The 18,931-nt window shown below is 66.0% G+C and carries 17 protein-coding genes; 11 read left to right on the top strand and 6 right to left on the bottom strand.

The window, feature by feature from the left end; translation table 11 throughout:
- Positions 1–17: 17 nt before the first annotated feature.
- The 5 genes from ASF16_RS21455 to ASF16_RS21435 all read left to right on the top strand — a co-directional run bounded on the left by ASF16_RS21455 (position 18) and on the right by ASF16_RS21435 (position 4,820).
- A complete protein-coding gene (locus ASF16_RS21455) occupies positions 18–1,082 on the top strand; it encodes an MBL fold metallo-hydrolase (RefSeq protein WP_056172006.1) in 1,065 nt (354 codons plus the stop codon).
- Between the two features lie 73 nt (positions 1,083–1,155).
- Positions 1,156–2,175 carry a zinc-binding alcohol dehydrogenase family protein gene (locus tag ASF16_RS21450; RefSeq protein WP_056172004.1) on the top strand — a complete coding sequence of 340 codons (1,020 nt, stop codon included), beginning with the start codon at positions 1,156–1,158 and terminating at the stop codon, positions 2,173–2,175.
- Positions 2,175–2,810 (top strand): protocatechuate 3,4-dioxygenase, encoded by a 636-nt coding sequence (locus ASF16_RS21445; RefSeq protein WP_200926953.1) that lies wholly within the window; start codon positions 2,175–2,177, stop codon positions 2,808–2,810. The genes ASF16_RS21450 and ASF16_RS21445 overlap by 1 nt, the downstream gene beginning before the upstream one ends.
- Positions 2,811–2,886: 76 nt before the next feature.
- A complete protein-coding gene (locus tag ASF16_RS21440) occupies positions 2,887–3,753 on the top strand; it encodes an MBL fold metallo-hydrolase (RefSeq protein WP_056172002.1) in 867 nt (288 codons plus the stop codon).
- Between the two features lie 485 nt (positions 3,754–4,238).
- Positions 4,239–4,820 carry a 2'-5' RNA ligase family protein gene (locus tag ASF16_RS21435; RefSeq protein WP_056172000.1) on the top strand — a complete coding sequence of 194 codons (582 nt, stop codon included), beginning with the start codon at positions 4,239–4,241 and terminating at the stop codon, positions 4,818–4,820.
- Positions 4,821–4,872: 52 nt separating this feature from the next.
- Here the strand turns inward: ASF16_RS21435 and galE are convergent, their stop codons facing one another.
- From galE to ASF16_RS21410, 5 genes are all read right to left on the bottom strand, one after another.
- The gene (gene galE, locus ASF16_RS21430) at positions 4,873–5,859 is read right to left on the bottom strand and encodes a UDP-glucose 4-epimerase GalE (protein WP_056171998.1); all 987 of its coding nucleotides are present in this window, start codon (positions 5,857–5,859) and stop codon (positions 4,873–4,875) included.
- The gene (locus tag ASF16_RS21425) at positions 5,856–8,042 is read right to left on the bottom strand and encodes an SDR family oxidoreductase (RefSeq protein ID WP_056171996.1); all 2,187 of its coding nucleotides are present in this window, start codon (positions 8,040–8,042) and stop codon (positions 5,856–5,858) included. The genes galE and ASF16_RS21425 overlap by 4 nt, the downstream gene beginning before the upstream one ends.
- 1 nt (position 8,043) lies before the next feature.
- Entirely contained in the window at positions 8,044–9,264 is a 1,221-nt protein-coding gene (gene glf, locus ASF16_RS21420; protein ID WP_056171994.1) for a UDP-galactopyranose mutase, read from the bottom strand.
- 11 nt (positions 9,265–9,275) lie between these two features.
- Positions 9,276–10,442 carry a glycosyltransferase gene (locus ASF16_RS21415; RefSeq protein WP_056171992.1) on the bottom strand — a complete coding sequence of 389 codons (1,167 nt, stop codon included), beginning with the start codon at positions 10,440–10,442 and terminating at the stop codon, positions 9,276–9,278.
- Between the two features lie 108 nt (positions 10,443–10,550).
- Positions 10,551–11,618 (bottom strand): GlxA family transcriptional regulator, encoded by a 1,068-nt coding sequence (locus ASF16_RS21410; RefSeq protein WP_056171990.1) that lies wholly within the window; start codon positions 11,616–11,618, stop codon positions 10,551–10,553.
- Between the two features lie 87 nt (positions 11,619–11,705).
- Here ASF16_RS21410 and ASF16_RS21405 point away from each other — a divergent pair, with 87 nt between their 5' ends.
- Together ASF16_RS21405 and ASF16_RS21400 are read left to right on the top strand one after the other, a co-directional pair.
- A complete protein-coding gene (locus ASF16_RS21405) occupies positions 11,706–12,449 on the top strand; it encodes an SDR family oxidoreductase (protein ID WP_056171988.1) in 744 nt (247 codons plus the stop codon).
- Positions 12,446–13,453, top strand: coding sequence for a bestrophin family protein (locus ASF16_RS21400; RefSeq protein ID WP_056171986.1), 1,008 nt, complete (start codon positions 12,446–12,448; stop codon positions 13,451–13,453). Before ASF16_RS21405 ends, ASF16_RS21400 begins: the two co-directional genes overlap by 4 nt.
- A gap of 102 nt (positions 13,454–13,555) precedes the next feature.
- On the opposite strand, the gene ASF16_RS21395 is transcribed toward ASF16_RS21400, so the two are convergent.
- The gene (locus tag ASF16_RS21395) at positions 13,556–14,332 is read right to left on the bottom strand and encodes a helix-turn-helix domain-containing protein (RefSeq protein WP_056172266.1); all 777 of its coding nucleotides are present in this window, start codon (positions 14,330–14,332) and stop codon (positions 13,556–13,558) included.
- A gap of 362 nt (positions 14,333–14,694) precedes the next feature.
- On the opposite strand from ASF16_RS21395, the gene ASF16_RS21390 reads away from it, so the two are divergent.
- The 4 genes from ASF16_RS21390 to ASF16_RS21375 all read left to right on the top strand — a co-directional run bounded on the left by ASF16_RS21390 (position 14,695) and on the right by ASF16_RS21375 (position 18,925).
- Complete coding sequence (locus tag ASF16_RS21390) at positions 14,695–15,363, top strand: MSMEG_1061 family FMN-dependent PPOX-type flavoprotein (RefSeq protein ID WP_056172264.1); 669 nt, start codon at positions 14,695–14,697, stop codon at positions 15,361–15,363.
- On the top strand, positions 15,350–16,081 hold the full coding sequence (locus ASF16_RS21385; RefSeq protein ID WP_156372178.1) for a siderophore-interacting protein: 732 nt from the start codon (positions 15,350–15,352) through the stop codon (positions 16,079–16,081). Before ASF16_RS21390 ends, ASF16_RS21385 begins: the two co-directional genes overlap by 14 nt.
- A 775-nt stretch (positions 16,082–16,856) precedes the next feature.
- The gene (locus ASF16_RS21380) at positions 16,857–17,690 is read left to right on the top strand and encodes a nitrilase family protein (protein WP_235507481.1); all 834 of its coding nucleotides are present in this window, start codon (positions 16,857–16,859) and stop codon (positions 17,688–17,690) included.
- Between the two features lie 71 nt (positions 17,691–17,761).
- A complete protein-coding gene (locus tag ASF16_RS21375; RefSeq protein WP_056172262.1) occupies positions 17,762–18,925 on the top strand; it encodes a substrate-binding protein in 1,164 nt (387 codons plus the stop codon).
- The last annotated feature ends 6 nt before the right edge of the window (positions 18,926–18,931 follow it).

Genomic DNA, 18,931 nt, shown 5'->3' with positions numbered 1-18,931 from the left:
CTGAACCGAAGACCACCATGAATGCCCTGCGAATCCCCCAGCCCCGCCAGCCGCACGCCGCCTTTGCGGCCCCTGCACCAAGGCCCGCACCGTTCGCCCGCAAGGCCGTGCTGCGCCAGTCCGCCGCGCTGTGCGCCGCCGCCGTGATGGCCTGTGCGCTGGGCAGCATGCCCGCATTCGCCGCTGGCAAGGATGTGTCGGCGCAGAAGGTGGTGAACCTGGCCAACATCACCGAGGTGAGCCCCGGCGTGCACGTGATCGAAGACCGCCAGCAGGTCTTTCTGGTGCCCAACGTGACCATCATCGTCGGCCGCGACGCGGCACTGGTGGTGGACACGGGCCTGGGCACCCGAAGCGCGCAACTGGTGCTGCAGACCGCCAGAAAGCTGGCGGGCAACAGGAAGCTGTACCTCACCATGACGCACTTCCACCCGGAGCATGGCTTTGGCGCGCAGGCCTTCAAGGGCCAGGCCACCATCATCTACAACCGCGCGCAGCGCGACGAGCTGCTCAAGAAGGGGCCCGCGTTCCGCGAACTCTTCTCGGACAAGCTGGATGTGGCGCAGGCCATGAAGGACGTGCGCTTCGTGATGCCCGATGTGGTGTACGACACCGAGGCCGAGATCGACCTGGGCGGGCGCGTAGTCAAGCTCAACTACTACCAGCCGGCGCACACGCTGGGCGACCAGGTGATCTCAGTGCCCGAGCAGGGCGTGGTGATTCTGGGCGACCTGCTGGAGACGAAGTCGTTCCCCATCATGCCGTGGTTCCCGGACCTTGCGGACACCGACGTCGATCCGCTCAACTGGCGCGAGATCTTTCGCAAGGTGGCCGCCACCAACCCCAAGATCGTGATCCCCGGGCACGGCCGCATCGGCACGGCCGCCGACCTCGATGCATCGGCGCGCCACATGGACGTGGCCCGCGAGGAGGTGGCGCGCCGCTGCGCCGCAGGCAATGACCTGGCCACCATCCAGAAGGAGCTCACGCCCATCCTGGAAGCGCAGCACCCCGACTGGGATCTGAAGGACTGGATTGCGATGGAAGTCCAGTCGTACTACGAACGGCTTTGCCGCAAGTAAGAGCGGGCCCAGAGACACCGCCACTCTTCACTCTTGTTCGCCACCAATCACCCTCGTTGAAAGAGCCTTCCCCATGAAAGCCGTTGGATACCAGACACCCCAGCCCATCACCCATGCCGATGCGCTGGTCGACATCACCTTGCCCGACCCCGTGGCCACCGGCCGCGACCTGCTGGTGGAGGTGCAGGCCATCTCCGTGAACCCCGTGGACACCAAGGTCCGCAAGAGCACGGCCCCCACCGAAGGCCAGGCCTGGAAGGTGCTGGGCTGGGACGCCAGCGGCATCGTCAAGGCCGTGGGCCCCGAGGTCACGCTGTTCAAGGTCGGCGACCGCGTGTGGTACGCCGGCTCTTTCGCCCGGCACGGCACCAACGCCGAGCTGCACCTGGTGGACGAACGCATCGCGGGCCATGCTCCGGCAACGCTGGACTTTGCGCAGGCCGCTGCGTTGCCCCTGACGGCCATCACCGCGTGGGAGATGCTGTTCGACCGGCTGGGCATAGCCCCCGGCAAGAAGCCCGAGGGCAAGACGCTCTTGATCATCGGCGCATCGGGCGGGGTCGGCTCCATCATGACGCAGCTGGCCGTGCGGCTGACCAGCTTGACGGTGATCGGCACCGCATCGCGCCCCGAGACCCGGGCCTGGGTGAAGGAGCTGGGCGCCCACCACGTCATCGATCACAGCAAGCCGCTGGCCGAGGAGCTCAAGGCCATCGGCTTCCCCACGGTGGACTGCATCGTCAGCCTGACGCAGACCGAAACCCACCTGGCGCAGATCATCGAAGCCATCGCACCGCAAGGCCAATTCGGCCTGATCGACGACCCCAAGGCACTCGACGTGATGCCCTTCAAGCGCAAGTCGGTCTCCATCCATTGGGAGATGATGGCCACGCGTTCGATGTTCCAGACGGCCGACATGGTCCACCAGCACCACCTGCTCAACGAGGTGGCCGCGCTGGTCGACGCCGGCCTGGTGCGCACCACGCTGGCCGAGCGCTTTGGCAGCATCAACGCCGAGAACCTGAAGAAGGCGCATGCGCTGATCGAATCGGGCACGGCGCGCGGCAAGGTGGTGCTGCAGGGGTGGGCGTGATGGCCGGGCGCGTGAACGCAGGCGCACTCCATCGGCGCGCCTTTGCAGCCGCCCTGGTGGCCGCCCCCGCGCTCTGGCTGGGCGCCCGCGCGCAGCCCGCTGCCGCGCGCATCGCCACGCCGTCGCAGACCGAAGGGCCCTTCTACCCTGTGCGCCTGCCCGCCGATGCCGACCATGACCTGCTGCGCAACGGCCGGCTGAGCTACGGCGGCGGCCAGCCGGCCTGGCTGGACGGCACGGTGACCGACATGGCGGGCAGGCCGGTGCGCGGCGCGCAGGTCGAGATCTGGCAGAGCGACGCCGATGGCCACTACCACCACCCGGGCGACTGGGGCAGGGCGGACGCCGCCTTCCAGGGCTTTGGCCGCGTGGCCGTGGCGCAGGACGGCAGATACCGCTTTCGCACCATCCGCCCCGTGCCCTATGCGGGGCGCACCTCGCACGTGCACTTCAAGGTGCGGCTGGGCCAGCGCGAGCTGCTGACCACGCAGCTGTATGTGGCCGGCGATGCCGGCAACGCGCGCGACCCGGTGTGGCGCGGTCTGTCAGAGGCCGAGCGCGGCGCCGTCACCGTGCCGTTTGCGCCGGGCGCCGATGGGCTGCTGGCGCGGTTCCCCATCGTGGTCGCTGTCTGAATCGGTGCAGCAACCTTCCTGCCGCAGTACCAATCCCCGGTTGTCCACCAACCCATCCCTCCAGCGAGAACTTTGCATGAAATACCTCCCTGCCATCAGCGCCATCGCCCTGGCCAGCATCACCTTTTTCGCACAGGCGGCACAGCCGCTCAAAATCAGCGTGCTCACCGCGCCGGAAACCAGCTTCGGGGTCAACGCCACGCTGGTCACCGGCGACACGGAGGCCATGGTGATCGGCTCGGGCTTCACGCGGGCCGATGCCCTGCGCATTGCCGCCGCAGTGCTCGACAGCGGCAAAGCGCTCAAGACCATCCTCATCAGCGACGCCGACCCCGACTATTACTTTGGGGCAGAAGCACTGCAGGCACTTTTCCCCGATGCGCAGGTGGTGGCCACCCCGGCCGTGGCCCAGGAAATCAGCGAGCACCTGCAGGAAAAGATGAAAGTCTGGGGCCCACGCCTGGGCGCCAACGCACCCAAGCGGCCAGTGGTGCCGCAGGTGCTGCCCACCACGACACTGAGCGTGGACGGGCACAGCGTGGAAATACGGGGCACCGCGGGCGAGCTTGCCAACCGCCCCTATGTCTGGATTCCTTCGGCCAGGGCCATCACCGGCAATGTAGCGCTGTGGTCGAACCTGCATGTGTGGACTGCCAACACGCAGACACCGGCCCAGCGTATGGCCTGGCTGGCCCAGCTGGACGAAATGCAGTCGCTCAAGCCCGCACTGGTGGTGCCGGGCCACATGAAGGCGGGCGACGCGCTGGACGGGCGCTCCATCGACTTCACGCGCCGCTACCTCAAGGACTTCATCGCGGCCATCCCTGAGGCCAAGGATTCGCAGGCATTGTCGGCGGCACTGAAAAAGCTATACCCGGACGTGGGCCTGCCGATCGCGCTGGACATCGGCGCCAAGGTGGCCAAGAGAGAGATGGCCTGGTAGCAAGGGCGTGTGCGTCGGCGAAGCGGGGCGGTGCAATTCGCCCTTGCGCGCCGGCGCCACCCCATCTGCTCGCTGCGCCAACAGGGGCGACATCCTGACGAACCGGCTCAAGGCGCTCTCGATCAGCCTGTCGGCCTTGAGCATGATGAGCCCATGGCGTCACTTATGATTGAGGCCGATTGATGATCGTGTCGCCAGAGTCGTCTCCCGGCGAATCGCTCCATCTCCCGCGCCAGCTAAAGATGTTCGGTTTTGACGGTAAAAGTGACGGTAAAGGCCCTTCTCAGTCAATGCTAAGCCCTTTAACCATGCGGGTCTGCGTGACCTGTTGATGATCGAGTGGGAATAAGTTGAGACGCTTTCGAAGGTCGTGACGCAGCCCGTCACGCAGGGTCAAGCCATCGACCTTCGAACTCACTCAAGATCACTGTTTATTTATACAGTATGGGCGCAAAATTCAGCTCTGACTGAATTTTGGGATTGCCATGCTGCAGCGCCACGATCTCTACTTTTTGCTCTATCCGCCCGCCCATCTGGCGGCGATGCTCGCCCAGTTGATGCACCGAATGGGTCTTCTGCCGTGGGCTGACTACGGCAAGCCCATGGGCGAGGAGAGGTTGCACATCACTGTGCAGAAGTTGGGACAGTTCGACGGGGGTGTCCCGGGTGATGAGCTGGATCGCTTGGTCGCCGTGGGTAACGCACTGGCCGCCGAGCCGTTCGATATTTCATTCAACCTGCTCCAGGCATTCCACCGCGGCGGCGGCAAGGGCATGGCGCAATTGGCTGGGTCTGCGGCGGGGTTGCAGGGCGTTCGCAATTTTGAGCATTGCCTCGCTGCCACGATGCGCCGCATGGGTTGCGCCGACAGCCAGATTCGCCGCAGCTTCAACCCGCACATCACACTCAACTACGGCTATGACCGCACCATCCGCAGCGCCATAGCGCCTGTCGCTTGGCGTGTCACCCAGTTCGCGCTGGTGGACAGCCTTTACGGCAAGGGCCAGCACGATGTGGTGGCGCGGTGGCCGCTGGTGTCGCGCCAGCAGGTATTGGGCGATTGGTAACGCGATGGACTCGCGGCGAAGAAGCCGCGGTCCGAGCCGGGACCTGCCTTCATCAGTGCACCTCGCCGCGGTGCCAGTTCCAGGCGTGCTGCAAGATGACGTCGATGTCTGCGAACTCTGGCACCCAGCCCAGTTCGTGGCGCACGAGTGCCGCATTGGCGACCAGCACGGACGGGTCGCCCGTGCGGCGGGGGTCGTCTCGGACTTCGATCAGGCGGCCTGTGACACGGCGCGCAGCTTCGATCACTTGCGTGACGGAGTGGCCGCCGCCGTTGCCCAGGTTGTAGGTGGAGCTGGCAGCCCCGGCGTTGAGCGCTTGCAGTGCCAGCAGGTGGGCGGCGCACAGATCCTGCACGTGCACGTAGTCACGCACCGCTGACCCGTCGGGGGTTTCAAAGTCAGTGCCAAAGCGGGCGATGATGCGGCGCTGCCCGGCAGCGACCTGCAACACCAGCGGGATCAGGTGGGTCTCGGGCTCGTGCCGCTCGCCGAGCGATCCGTCTGGATGTGCGCCCGCCGCATTGAAGTACCTGAAGACCACAGACCGCAAACCGTGGGCCACGCCGTAGTCGTGCAGCGCGTTCTCGACCGCGAGCTTGGTGTTGCCGTACGCGTTGATCGGCACGGTGGGGTGCCCTTCCAGAATGGGCACGTCGATGGGGTTGCCATAGACCGCTGCGGTGGAGGAAAAGATCAGCTGCCCCACTTCGCAGCCGATCATGGCATCGAGCAGCGACAGGGTCTGGACCAGGTTGTTGTGCCAGTAGAACGCTGCACGCGTGCTCGACTCGCCCACCAGGCTCGCCGCAGCGAAGTGCATGACGCATTGCGGCGAAAACTCGCGCAGCACGTTGGTCATGAACACCTTATCGCCGATATCGCCCACACGCAGCGCCACGCCGGCGGCAAGCGCGTTGGAATGGCCAGTGGAGAGGTTGTCGACCACCACCGGGAAGTACCCCCGATCCCGCAGCATGGCCACCATGTGGGAGCCGATGTAGCCTGCGCCTCCGCACACGATGACGGCAGGCGCTCTCATGACAGCCCTTCGGTGGCGGGCGTGGTGCGTGCAGGCTCGGCAGCGTCCTCGACATCTTGCAGGTACCTCTGGAGGGCGTCTTCCAGCGTGGGCATGATGCTGCCGCGCTCGCTGGTGAGGGCCGAGAACCGCGGGCGTGGGGCTTGTTGGTGCAGCGCGTCGTCGTGCACCGCGCGGACCAGCCCTTGATCGAGGCCTGCTGCATTGGCCGCCATGCTGGCAAGACCGGCCCAGCTGACGGCGCCTGCGTTGGCCAGGTGCCACACGCCGCTTTCCGCATCGATGAGCAGATCCAGCGCAGCGTGGACCAGGTCCGGCACATACGTGGGGGAGACCACCTGGTCCCGCGCAGCCACCCAGGGCTCGTCGCGGCGCAGGGCGTTCAGCCCGCCGGTGATGAAGTTGTGCGCATCCCACGGCCCAAAAAACGCTGCAGTCCGGATGACCAGTGCGCCTGGCAGAGCCTGCAGCATGCGGTGCTCGCTTTCATGCTTTGCGCGGCCATAGGCATTCAAGGGGCGTGCAGCGGCCGACTCTGCGTACGGTGCCTGCTGTGCGCCATCGAACACCAGGTCGCTTGAAAAGCCCGCAAGCTGCACGCCGTGCTTTGCACACAGGCGTGCCAGGGTCTGGGGTCCGAGGACGTTGTCGCGCCACTGCTCGCGGGTCTGCACTTCGGCAGCGTCTACCCGCACAAAACCGGCCGCGTTGACGACGGCCCAGGGTTGCCAGCGGGCCAAGGCATTGGCCACCGAGGCTTCATCCGCAATGTCCATCTCGGCCCGGGTGAGCAGGTGGTGCGGTATGCCGCGGCGCGTGCATATCCTGGCAAACGCCTGGCCGAGTGTTCCTGTGGCGCCTGTGATCAGCACAGGCCGGCCCGACACGGCTACTGCTTGCAGTGTGCCGACAGGGCCATAGGTCAGGCGCTCTTCACGCTGCCACCACCCCGCACTGGGGATCACCGGATGCTTGGCGCCGGCGCCCGACGAGAGCTGCCGGGCAAGGCGTCCCAAAGCTGTGATGCGTGGTGGCTCGGACCTCACGTCCCACAGGCCGGGTTCGTAGTGGCCGTCCCACCTGGTGACCAGGCTGTTCCAGTCGAAGGTGCCGTGGCTTGCCCAGCAGGTCACTGCCCGCACGTCATGGCCTTCGTCCTGCACGGTGCAGGCGGCGCTGAAGGCCTGCTGCAGCCAGCGCAGCTGGTCCTCGCGCGAGCAGCCCAGGTGAACTTCAGACAGCGCGACGGCGCCGCCATAGCGCTGGGACGTTTCTCTCAGGCGGTCCGCGAACCCGCCCGCCAACGCACCGTTCACGCGTATGGCCTCGACGTCCGCATAGCGGTGCAGTGCGTTGCCACCCACGCATGTGGAGGGGTACAGCCACAGCCGCTCATCCAGATGCCGTTCGCTGGTCAGGTAGCAGTTGATGCCCAGAATGTCGGGGGCGCAGGGGTCGGCGTGGAGTGCGTCGAGCTCTTCCTCGCTGGCGCCTGCCGTGCGCAGGTACTGCCACATGGGGTGCTCGCGCCCGACGCGTCCGCTCAGCAGATCGAAGGTTAGCCAACGCCGCAGGTTTTCAAAATCGGCCTGGTACTGGAGCTTCGGCGAGCTCGTCACAAAGCCCAGGTCCTCGGTCTGGATGAGCTGGGCATCAGGCTGGTGTCGGCGTATGGCGCGCATCGCCAGCACCGTGGCGTGTATCTGGTTCAACAACGCCCGCACAAAGCTGGCGTCGTCCGCGCGATGGGGGTACCACATGCCGTAGAGCGCGCTGAAGCGCGCGGTGGTGAGGGGCTCGTTGACGGGCGTCCAGGCACGTACGTGCGGATAACGGGCAGCGACAGCATCCGCATACGCCGCCAGCAAGCTGGGGAACGCCGGGTCCAGCAGGTTCGTCCAGGCGGGGCCGCTGCCATGGTGCAGCAGGCCGACGATGGGCTCTACCTTCAGGTCGGCAAGCCGGGCCAGCGCCTTGTCACTCCATTGCCAGTCGTGTTGGCCGGGGGATTTTTCAGTGCGTTCCCAGATGAGTGGAAAGCGCATTTTGCGGATGCCCAGCGAGGCGAGGTCATCCAGGTTGTCCAGTCGGTTTGCGAAACTGGTGGCCGAAAACTGATCGTGAAAACGGTCTCCAACGCGGTTGACCGTGCATTCCGGTCCGGCCCACAGTTCAATGGCCATATCAAACTGCAGTGGCGACGGAAGGGGGCGAGTGGGCCGGCGCCATCACCCGTTCTTCGCCTTTGGGCGGTGACGCTGCATGCGCCTCTTGCAGCCGCTTGAAAGTGGCCAACGACTGGCCTACGACCTGGTCCATGTTGTAGTAGCGGTACGTGGCCAGCCGCCCCACAAAAGTCACGTTGTCCATCGCCTCGGCATCGGCCTCATACAGCTTGTACAGCGCAGCGTTGGCGGGTCGCGGGATGGGGTAGTACGGGTCGCCGTCGGCGCACGGGTATTCGCGCACGATGGACGTAGCAGGGTGCACCTGCCCTGTGATGTGCTTGAACTCGGTGGTGCGTGTGTAGGCGTGGTCGTTGGGGTAGTTCACCGTGCCCACGTCCTGGTACTGCGCCTGCTGCACCGTCGTGTGCTCGAACCGGATGCTGCGGTACGGCAGCTTGCCGTGCCGGTGGTCAAAGAACGCGTCCACCGGGCCGGTGTAGATCATGTGCTTCCAGGGGAAGAGATCCTGCACCTCGCGGTAGTCGGTGTTCAGCATCAGTTTGATGTTGGGGTGGTCCAGCATGCGCGCGAACATGCGCGTGTAGCCGTGCAGCGGCATCGCCTGGAATTTGTCGGAGAAGTAGCGGTCGTCGCGGTTGGTACGCGTCGGCACGCGCGCGGTCACGCTCGCGTCCAGCTCGCTTGGGTCCAGGCCCCACTGTTTGCGGGTATAGCCCCGAAAGAACTTGTTGTACAGCTCGCGGCCGATGCGGTTGACCACCACGTCTTCGGACGTCTTGACGGGGTCCACCGTTTCAGCGACCGTCTGAAAGAAGTTTTCCACTTCAAACGCGGTGAGGCTCAGCCCGTACAGCTGGTTGATGGTGTCCAGATTGATGGGGATGGGCAACTGCTGGCCGTCCACGCTGGCCAGCACGCGGTGTTCATACGGGCGCCACGCTGTAAAGCGCGACAGATAGTCAAAGATGTCTTCGGAGTTGGTGTGAAAGATATGCGGACCGTACGGGTGCACCAGCACGCCAGCGTCGTCGTAGTGGTCGTACGCATTGCCCGCAATGTGCGAGCGCTTCTCGACGACGAGGATGCGGTGCCCGGCGTTGGCAAGGCGCTCTGCCAGCACGCTGCCCGCAAAGCCCGCGCCCACGATCAGATAGTCGAATCCTGCCGGTGCAGCCGCGGTGATGGCGTCACTGCTCAGCGAAGTTGTTGCATTCATGGTGGTACCGATCAGGACGTTGTCAGGTCGGTGGCTGCTACGCGCGCGCCGGGGGCGGTGGTCGCGCGCCCCACGGGCCGCACGCGGGTGTCGAGCACCTGTGCGATGAGATCGCCCATGGCCGCGGCGGTCGCGTCCCATGACGTCCCGGCCAGGATGGACTGCACGGCCCGCTCATCCGTCAGCCGCTGCGCAGCATCGCGCTGCATCAGCGCCTCTGATGCTTCCACAAAGCCGGCAGCGTCAGCCCGTATCTTCACCAGGTCGCCATAGCTTTCCACCACATCACGAATCGCGGTACTCACGCAGGGGCGTCCGCCCGCCATGTATTCCAGTGTCTTGGTCGGGCTGATGAAGCGGGTGGAATCGTTGAGTGCAAAGGGCAGCAGGCACACGTCCCAGCCCTGGATGAACGCAGGCAGCACCTGGTAGTCCTGCTGGCCCATCCAGTGGATGTTTGGCAGCTTGGGCAGACCTGCCGGGTCGATCTTGGCCGTGGGGCCCACCATGACGATCTGCCAGTCGGGCCGCAGCGATGCGATGCCCGCGACGAGGTCGATGTCGACCCGCTCGTCGATCACGCCGCAGTAGCCCAGCCGCGGCCGCGGAATCGCTGCCTGCAAAGGGTGGTCGGCCGTGGGTGTGCTGAAGTGCCGGGCATCGACACTGCTTGGAAAGCAATGCACGCTGTCATGCAGCGTGCGCTTGGCTTGGTACAGGCTGCGGCCACCGGTGAAGACGATGTCTGCCTGGTTGAACAAGGCCTTTTCCTGCGCCATCAGTTCAGCAGGCGCACCCTTGAACATCGACAGCTCGTCCATGCAGTCGTACACGATGCATTCGGGCTCCAGGACGTCGGCCATGAACATCGCCATGGGTGTGTAGAACCACGCGATATACGAGCTGATGCGTCGCGAATGCATGGCCGCCAACACCAGGCGCTGCATCGCGGCCTCGTTCGCACCGTGCATACCGTGCTGTGTTGAGCGAAGGTGGGGCCGCCACACCTGCACGCCGTCTGCGACGTCGATGACTTCCAGATGGTCAGACGCTGCACCAGGTACAGGCTCTTCCACGTAGACCACCGGCCACTGCTCGGCGAGGCGAGTCAGCAGATGTTGGGGACGCTGATAAACGAAGTTCCAGCGGAGGTGGGAGAAGACAAGAAGTGCGTGCATCAGCGATTGTGGGTGGTGGCCCCGCTGATTGCACGCATTGAGCCTCATGTCGGGCCCACCTCCTACGCGATGAGATCTTTGCGCGCGTCGACTCGCTCGTCAGTGGCGTCAGTGGCTGGTGGCTCCATTGCGTTTGCGGACAGGTGCCTGTTCCTGCAAACCCAGGCTGCTGCGGGCAAAGCGCCTCCGGTAGTCCCGGGGCGCAACGCCCAGGTGGCGCTGAAAGGTCACCCGCATGCGCTCTTCATCGCCAAAGCCGCACTGCGTGGCGATCTGGTCCACGTTGTGGGTGGATTCCTCCAGCAGGCGCTTGGCGGCTTCCAGCCGAAACACCTCCACCGCCTTGGCTGGCGTGCGCCCGGTCTGGTCCTTGTACTGGCGCGCAAAGTTGCGCGGGCTCATGCGGGCGCGATCGGCGAGAAACTCCACCGTCAGGTCCTGGCGCTGCAGGTGGGCGCTGATCCACAAATTGAGCTCTTCGAATGCCGGCGATGTGTCGGCCTGCGACCGCAGCAGGGCGCTGAACTGGGACTGCCCGCCGGGCCGCTTGAGGTACACCACCAGTTCGCGTGCGACCTCCATGGCCACCTCGTGGCCGCAATCGGCCTCCACCAGCGCCATGGCCAGGTCGATGCCCGCGGTGACGCCGGCTGAGGTCCACACGGAGCCCTGCTGCACGAAGATCGCGTCGCGGTCGATCTCCACCGTGGGAAAGCGCTCGTTCATGCGGTCGAACATGAGCCAGTGCGTGGTGGCGCGCTTGTGGTCCAGCAGGCCCGCTGCAGCCAGCAGAAACGCGCCACTGCACACCGATGCGGTGCGCCGCGTCTTGGCCGATGCGCGCCGCAGCCACTGCACCAGCGGGGCGGACTGGTCGAGCACCACATCCATGTGCGGCGAGCCGGGCACGATGAGCGTGTCCACCGTAGCGGCGCGGCATTGGCGCAGCGCCACGGTCTGCAGCTCCAGCCCCTCGGCGCTGCGCACCAGGCCGCCCGCCGGGCTGGCGGTGATGCGTTCATAGCCCTTGAGGCCACGCGCTTCCATGGCCTTGGTCGCGGCCCAGAACACGGTCTGCGCGCCTGTCAGGTCTAGCAGACCCACGTCGGGAAAGGCGACAAACAGCACGCGCCGGGCGCGCGCGCGTTGTGGCAGGATTTCAGGGGTATTGGTCATTGGAGACGGATGGGTTCGATCCTACCATCGAGGCATTCCAGCGCAGCGCCACGCGTCCGCGCACCATTCACCGACCCAGGAAGCACCATGAAGATCGTCGTCATCGGAGGCACCGGCCTCATCGGCCGCAAGCTCGTCCAGCAACTCAGCGCGCGCGGGCACGAGGCCGTGGCCGCATCGCCCAACACCGGCGTCAACACGCTCACGGGCGAGGGCCTGGCCGCAGCACTGCAAGGCGCGCAGGTGGTGGTGGACGTGGCCAACTCGCCTTCGTTCGAGGACAAGGCGGTGCTCGACTTCTTCGAGACCTCTGGCCGCAACCTGCTGGCGGCCGAGGCGGCTGCGGGCGTGCAGCACCACGTGGCGCTGTCGGTGGTGGGCACCGAGCGGCTGCAGGGCAGCGGGTACTTCCGCGCCAAGCTGGCGCAAGAGAAGTTGATCAAGGCCGCCGCCATCCCCTACACCATCGTGCATGCCACGCAGTTCATGGAGTTCCTCGCTGGCATTGCGCAGGCGGGCACCGAGGGGCAGACGGTGCGCCTGTCGCCAGCGCTGGTGCAACCCATCGCTTCCGACGACGTGGCCGCAGCGATGGCCGATGCGGCCTTGGGCACGCCCGTCAACGGCACCATCGAGATTGCCGGGCCTGAGCGGGTCGGGCTGGCTGCGCTGGTGCAGCGATACCTCGCGGCCATGGGCGACGCGCGCACGGTGGTGGCCGATGCTGCAGCACCGTACTTCGGCGTGCAGCTCGACGACCGCTCGCTCACGCCGGGCGACGCGCCGCGCCTGGGCGCCATCACGTTCGATGCCTGGCTGGCAAAGCAATGAACGTTGGCAAGGGGTACCGCCTTTCCGAGTTCTTGGTGTGGACGCGGCGGGAGATCTATGTCCTGGTCGCGCTGGGGCTGGTGCCGGTGTGTCTGTACCAACTGGCTAACTGGCGCTGGCTCGGCGTGCCGTGGACCGTGGTGGCGCTGATCGGCACGGCCACGGCGTTCATCGTCAGCTTCAAGAACACGCAGACCTATGGCCGCACGGTGGAGGCGCAGCAGGTGTGGACGGGCATCCTGAACGCCAGCCGCGCCTGGGGCCTGGTCAGCCGCGACTACCTGAAAAGCGAGGCAGCCACCCGCCAGCTGGTCCACCGCCACCTGGCCTGGGTAACGGCGCTGCGCTATCAGATGCGCCGCCGCCGCGCCTGGGAGAGCACGAACCGGCGCACCAATGCCGACTACCAGCGCCACTACTGCGTGCCCGAGCAAGAGACGGCGCTGGAGGTGGAACTGGCGCGGTTTCTGAATGCGGACGAGCTGCGCGAAGTGCTCGCATCGCGCAACAAGGCCACGGCCTTGCTGGCTCGGCAGAGCAGCACCATCCTGGCGTTGTTCCAGGCCGGCGACGTGCCCATCAACTTCTTCATCGAGATGCAGAAATCCATCAAGGAACTGCTGGACCACCAGGGGCGCAGCGAGCGCATCAAGAATTTCCCGTACCCGCGCCAGTACGCCATCATCAACACGTTCTTCATCCGCTTCTTTTGCGTGCTGCTGCCCTTCGGGCTGCTCAAGGAGTTCGATGCGCTCAACGCCGTGGCCAGCGGATGGATGCAGGGCCACATGGTGTGGCTGGTGGTGCCCTTTAGCGTGATGATCTCGTGGATGTACACCACGCTGGAGCAGGTGGGCGCCAGCACCGAGAACCCGTTCGAGGGTGGAGCGAACGATGTGCCGATTGCGCAGATCAACCGCATGATCGAGGTGGAGCTGCGCGAGCTGCTGGGCGACACGGATTTGCCGCCACTGCTGCGCCCGCGCAACAACGTCATTCTGTGAGGGGGGTGGGTGGTACGGCAAAGCCGACGCCGACGCCGCCAACACTCTGCTTTGCTTGCACCCACGCGCCCGAGGTGCATCTCAGCCCGGCGAGTCCGCAGTTCATAGCCGCTGCCGGTACGCCGCCGGCGTCTCCCCGAAGTGGCGCTTGAACAGGGTGATGAACGCGCTGGCCGTGGCATAGCCCAGGTCCAGCGCGATGGTGTTGATGGGCAGGTTGGCGGCCAGCATTTCCAGCGACCGCATGAGCCGGGCGCGCTGGCGCCAGGCCGTGAAGTTGAAACCCGTCTCCTCCACGAATCGCCGGCTCAGCGTGCGCGAGCTCAGGGCCGCCCAGCGGGCCCACGCCTCCAGGTCGCGCCCGTCCGCCGGGTCCGCGATCAGGGCGCGGGCCACGCGCTGCAGGCGTGCGTCTTGGGGCAGGGGCAGCCCGAGGGGCTCGACGGGCAGGCTGCGGATTTCGTCGAGGATCACGCCGGCCACGCGCGACTGGCTCGCATCCAGTGGGCCCTGGGGCCATTCGGCTGCGCGCAGCACAGCCTCGCGCAGCAGGCTGGAGGTGCGCAGCGTGCAGGGCTTGGCGGGCAGGCCCTGGCAAGCGGCAGGTTCGACGTAAACGCTCCAGCCATGGAATGGGCCATGCGACTGCGCCGCATGCAGGTGGTGCGGTGGCAGCCAGACGGCGTGGATCGCGGGCACCACCCACAAGGCATCCACCACCCGCACCGAGATGAGCCCGCGCAGCGAGCCGAAAAGCTGGCCACGCGCGTGCTGGTGCGGCTCGGACATGCGCTCGCCGTCCTGCGTGCCGGCGAGCGCGATGACCAGCGGGCCGTCAGGCGCATCGATGGTGGCAAGGTCGAGCTTCAGGTCGGACATGGTGAGCGGGAGCATCTGGAAAATGGCGGATCCGAGCAATCAGATGGCTTGTTAATTCTACAGCCGCCATGTAAATGCATCTTATTCTTGTTTTCATCGCATCAACAAGGAGCCAAGCCATGCGTGCACAAGATGTTCTTCCGGACGATGTCAATGAAGTCGAGGTGGGCGGTATCACCGTCCGCAAGGGGTCGGTGGGGGCCTTCCTTGCCAATGCGCGGGTGTTGCAAGACCTCACTGCGTCTACTGAGGCCCGTACTGCCGCAGTGGGCCACATCGAAGCCTTGGCGCCAGCACTGCGTGCTCTGGGGCTGTTCGATGTGCTCGAGGTGCGGGACCCGCAGTTGCGTGCCCTGGTGGCGCTGCCGGCCCCAGCCCCCTCAGCCCCAGCCCCTGGGCCGGGCAGAACCGATGCGCCCGACCTCAATGCGCTGTACGCGCCGCCGTCCGAGATGATCCAGAAAGCCGTGCTCGACCGCCTCATCGGCTTTCATGAAAGCTATCTGAAGGCCGCGACGTTTTTCTGCCTGGCCACGGGCAGCGGCCAGGGGCTCGATGCCTCTCCGCGCGGCGGCCCGCCGGGCTTTGTGCACGTGCTCGACGCGCACACCGTGGCCTTTGCCGACTGGCCGGGCAACAACCGCATCGAGTCGCTGCGCAACCTGGAGCGCGACGACCGCGTGGGCATGCTCTTCATCTTTCCGGGGCTGGAGGTGTTCCTGCGCATCAACGGCCGCGGCAGGGTGTCCACCGCGCCGGAACTGCTGGCCGAGCTGGCGGAACAAGGGCGCACGCCCAAGGCCGCGACGGTGGTGGCCATCACCGAAGTGCTCATGCACTGCGGCAAGGCGGTGAACTGCGCCAGGCTGTGGGCCCCGGCGTCGCAGGTGGACCGCACTGCGCTGCCCACGGTGGGGCAGATGCTGTCAGAGCTGACGCGGCTGGGGGGTGCCACCGCACCGATCGGCGACGAGCAGGTGGGGCAGATCAACGCGCACTACGACCACGAGGTGCGGCATGCGCTTTACTGAAGACCGCGTGCAGGGCCTGCTGGAACGTGCCTTCGACCGGCTGCTGCTGCGCAACACACGGGTGGCTGCGGTGCAACGGGTGTCGGATCGCTTTCGTCTCATCGACCTGGAGGGCGATGCCCTGCAGGGCGCGGCCTGGGCGCCTGGGAACAAGCTGCAGGTCAAGGTGGCTGGTCCGTTCACCGCGCGCACGTTCACCCCCATCGTGTTCGATGCGGTGCGCGGGCATGTGCGCCTGCTCGGCTATGCGCATGGAGCGGGGCCTRGCAGCGACTGGCTGCGGCGCGTGCAGGTGGGGGATGCCTGCCAGGTCTTCGGGCCGCACCGCTCACTGGCGCTGGGCGATCTGGCCGGGCCGGTGGTGTTGTATGGGGACGAGACGTCGTTCGGCTTGGCGGCTGCCGTTGGGGCGGCCATGGCCGGCAGGGCCGTGCTGCGTTGCGTGTTCGAGGTGGAGTCCGTTGCCGAAGCCACATCGGCTTTGCAGGCCTTGGGCGTAGAGGCCGCCATGCTGGTAGAGCGCAGCGACGAGGCATGCCGCATGCAAGCCGCCAGTGACCTGTGGTCGCGGGGCAGCGGCGATGGCACGCTGTTTGTGCTCACGGGGCGCGCGCAGTCGATCCAGCAGGCGCGCCACGCGCTCAAAGGGCGTGGTGTGCCAGCTTCGCGCATTTTGTCCAAGGCGTACTGGGCGCCTGGAAAGGCAGGAATGGACTGATCGACCGTGGCCTGGTTGCATCTGTCTCTGCACCGCACTGGCCCAGCGCGCCCGCCAGCGCTAGAGCGGCGACCAGGGGCGGTTAGCACTCATTTTGGGCAATCCTAAGGGGAGATCTTTGCCGACGCGCCACTCGTTGTTGCGCTCCTTGTGCGTGCAAGAGCACACGCGGTGTCACTGGCCTCGATCGGCACGCCGCTAAGGGCCTTCGCGACTCCGAAATTGGTGTTAACGACATTGCACGAGGCGCTGAGGACGTCCTGGCCTGACACGCAGCGTGCGTGCCAGGCCAGCAATCATCCGCCACATGTACAGCCCTGAGAAGTGGCAGAGCAACTTGTGGAGCCAACTGTGCTGGACGGTGCGCGAGTTCAACTGCTCTACACAGCCTTGTCTCGGCCTGCCCTACCGGATGCTGGGGCGCTGGCGGCTGGAGCACCATCGTTTTCACTGATGCATGGGGACAGCACGTGTGGCCTGTTGCCTGCGCGGGCGATGGACCCAGGCCCTGCAACAACACTCTGACGAAATATTGACTCCGATTGACTCCGAATTTTTCCACGTCCATAATTCGCAGCACTGGTCCGGTTTTCACTGCACCAGCCCCTCAGCAACATTGCTGATCACATACCGGCTATGAAAGCCCCTGACATGCGCGTACAGCGCGGTCAGGGGCTTTTTGCTTTTTGGAGTTTGAATGTCGTTGTCGTCCGATTCGGGAAAACTCCCCGCGCCAAGCACTGCGGGGCACCTCGTCACCGTGGCGAGCATCCAGATGGAGCCGCGCATCGGCCGCAAGGACGAGAACCTGGCGCGCTCGGTGGCCCTGGTCGAGCGTGCGGCCGCAGGCGGCGCTGCCCTGGTGGTGCTGCCCGAACTGGCCAACACCGGCTACGTGTTCGAGAGCCGCGCCGAGGCCTTCGCACTGGCCGAGCCTGTGCCCAATGGCCCCAGCACACAGGCCTGGATCGAGGTGGCCCGCCGCTGCAACACGCTCATCGTGGCCGGCATTGCCGAGCGCGATGGCGAGCGCCTGTACAACGCGGCCGTGGTCGTCGGCCCCACGGGCTGGCTGGGCACCTATCGCAAGCTGCACCTGTGGGGTGACGAGCACCTGTTCTTCGAAGCCGGCGACAAGGGCCTGCCGCTGTTCCACACCCCGTGGGGGCGGCTGGGCGTGGTGATCTGCTACGACGGCTGGTTCCCTGAGGTCTACCGCCTGCTGGCCATGCAGGGCGCCGACGTGGTGGCCATGCCCACCAACTGGGTGCCCATGCCCGGCCAGCCCGCAGGCAGCCCGGCCATGGCCAACACGCTGGCCATGGCCAGCGCCCACAGCAACGCGCTGAACATCGTCTGCGCCAACCGCACCGGCACCGAGCGTGGCCAGCCCTTTATCGGCCAGAGCCTGATCGTCGATGCCCAGGGCTGGCCTGTCGCAGGACCCGCCGCCGAGGGCGGCGAAGACCTGGTGCTCACGGCGCAACTGGACCTTCGGGCCACACGCCAGGCGCGCCAGCTCAACGCCTTCAACCACGTGCTGCGCGACCGCCGCGATGACGTCTACGACCCCATGCTGGGCACCGGCTGGCCGCTGCCGCGGCACTGATGCCTGCCTCCGTTTTTTCCCGCCCCGTGTTCTCTTTTTCGTTCACCCCCAACCCAAGGAGCCTTCTGATGATGTCCCCCTTTGCTTCCCTCCTGCGCTATGGCGCAATCGCCCTGGCGGCCGCGCTGGCCCTGCAGGCCCAGGCCGCCGACCCCATCCGCATCGGTGTGGCCGTGGGCCTGTCGGGCGCCAACAGCGTGGTGGCACCGGCCGTGGTGCAGTCCTCGCAACTGGCGGTCGAAGAGATCAATGCCGCCGGCGGCATCCTCGGTCGCAAGGTCGAGCTCGAGATCGTCGACGATGCCTCGGGCGCCGTGGGCGCGCAGAAGGCCTTCGACACCCTGGTGTTCCAGAAGAAGGTCGACGCCGTCATCGCCATGGAGACCAGCGCTGCGCGCAATGCGGCCCTGCCCATCATCTCGCGCGGCAAGGTGCCCTACATCTACACCTCGTTCTACGAAGGCCGTTCGTGCAACCCCTGGATGTACGTCAACGCCTGGGTGCCCGAGCAGCAGGTGGCGCCCATCGTCAACTACTTCTGGTCCAACCTGAAGGCGCGCAACTTCTTCCTGGTGGGCAATGACTACGCCTTCGGCCGCGGCATGCTGGATTTCACCAAGAAGTACATCGAGAAGAATGGCGGCAAGGTGGTGGGCGAGGAGTACCTGCCCATCGACGGCTCGGACTGGACCCCGGTGCTCAGCAAGATCCGCGCGGCCAAGGCCGATGCGCTGATCAGCGCCACCGCAGGCGGCGCGCCCAACGTCTCGCTGGCCAAGCAGCTGCAGGGCTCGGGCCTGAACCTGCCCTACGGCAACCTGGCCATTGATGAAGCCACCGCGAAGAACATGGGCGACGTGGCGACGGGCATGTACATGTCCGCCTCGTACCTGACCACCATCGAAACGCCCGAGAACCAGAAGTTCATCGCTGCGATGACGAAGAAGTTCGGCGCCGACCTGAAGACGCCCAATGAGCTGTCCGAACCCCAGTACGAGGCCTTCTACCTGTACAAGGCCGCCGTCGAGAAGGTGGGCGCGGTGGACAAGGACAAGATCATCAAGGCGCTGGGCGAGGTGTCCTATACCGGCCCGCGCGGCGAGGTGAGCATGAACAAGAGCCGCCATGCGCCACTGGCAATGCGCCTGGGCCAGATCCAGGCCGGCGGCGCCATCAAGATCTTGCAGACCTTCAAGGGCGTGGACCCCGGCGCGCAGTGCCCTGACCTGAAGTAAGCCTGC

Source organism: Acidovorax sp. Leaf78 (assembly GCF_001422735.1).
Lineage (GTDB): Bacteria > Pseudomonadota > Gammaproteobacteria > Burkholderiales > Burkholderiaceae_C > Acidovorax.
The sequence above is the reverse complement of the archived record's forward strand: the minus strand, read 5'-3'. Positions and strand labels throughout refer to the sequence as shown.

Coding starts and splice junctions, on each gene's coding strand:
- ASF16_RS21455 (WP_056172006.1), top strand. CDS start 18: ATGAATGCCCTGCGAATCCCCCAGCCCCGCCAGCCGCACGCCGCCTTT.
- ASF16_RS21450 (WP_056172004.1), top strand. CDS start 1,156: ATGAAAGCCGTTGGATACCAGACACCCCAGCCCATCACCCATGCCGAT.
- ASF16_RS21445 (WP_200926953.1), top strand. CDS start 2,175: ATGGCCGGGCGCGTGAACGCAGGCGCACTCCATCGGCGCGCCTTTGCA.
- ASF16_RS21440 (WP_056172002.1), top strand. CDS start 2,887: ATGAAATACCTCCCTGCCATCAGCGCCATCGCCCTGGCCAGCATCACC.
- ASF16_RS21435 (WP_056172000.1), top strand. CDS start 4,239: ATGCTGCAGCGCCACGATCTCTACTTTTTGCTCTATCCGCCCGCCCAT.
- galE (WP_056171998.1), bottom strand. CDS start 5,859: ATGAGAGCGCCTGCCGTCATCGTGTGCGGAGGCGCAGGCTACATCGGC.
- ASF16_RS21425 (WP_056171996.1), bottom strand. CDS start 8,042: ATGGCCATTGAACTGTGGGCCGGACCGGAATGCACGGTCAACCGCGTT.
- glf (WP_056171994.1), bottom strand. CDS start 9,264: ATGAATGCAACAACTTCGCTGAGCAGTGACGCCATCACCGCGGCTGCA.
- ASF16_RS21415 (WP_056171992.1), bottom strand. CDS start 10,442: ATGCACGCACTTCTTGTCTTCTCCCACCTCCGCTGGAACTTCGTTTAT.
- ASF16_RS21410 (WP_056171990.1), bottom strand. CDS start 11,618: ATGACCAATACCCCTGAAATCCTGCCACAACGCGCGCGCGCCCGGCGC.
- ASF16_RS21405 (WP_056171988.1), top strand. CDS start 11,706: ATGAAGATCGTCGTCATCGGAGGCACCGGCCTCATCGGCCGCAAGCTC.
- ASF16_RS21400 (WP_056171986.1), top strand. CDS start 12,446: ATGAACGTTGGCAAGGGGTACCGCCTTTCCGAGTTCTTGGTGTGGACG.
- ASF16_RS21395 (WP_056172266.1), bottom strand. CDS start 14,332: ATGTCCGACCTGAAGCTCGACCTTGCCACCATCGATGCGCCTGACGGC.
- ASF16_RS21380 (WP_235507481.1), top strand. CDS start 16,857: ATGGAGCCGCGCATCGGCCGCAAGGACGAGAACCTGGCGCGCTCGGTG.
- ASF16_RS21375 (WP_056172262.1), top strand. CDS start 17,762: ATGTCCCCCTTTGCTTCCCTCCTGCGCTATGGCGCAATCGCCCTGGCG.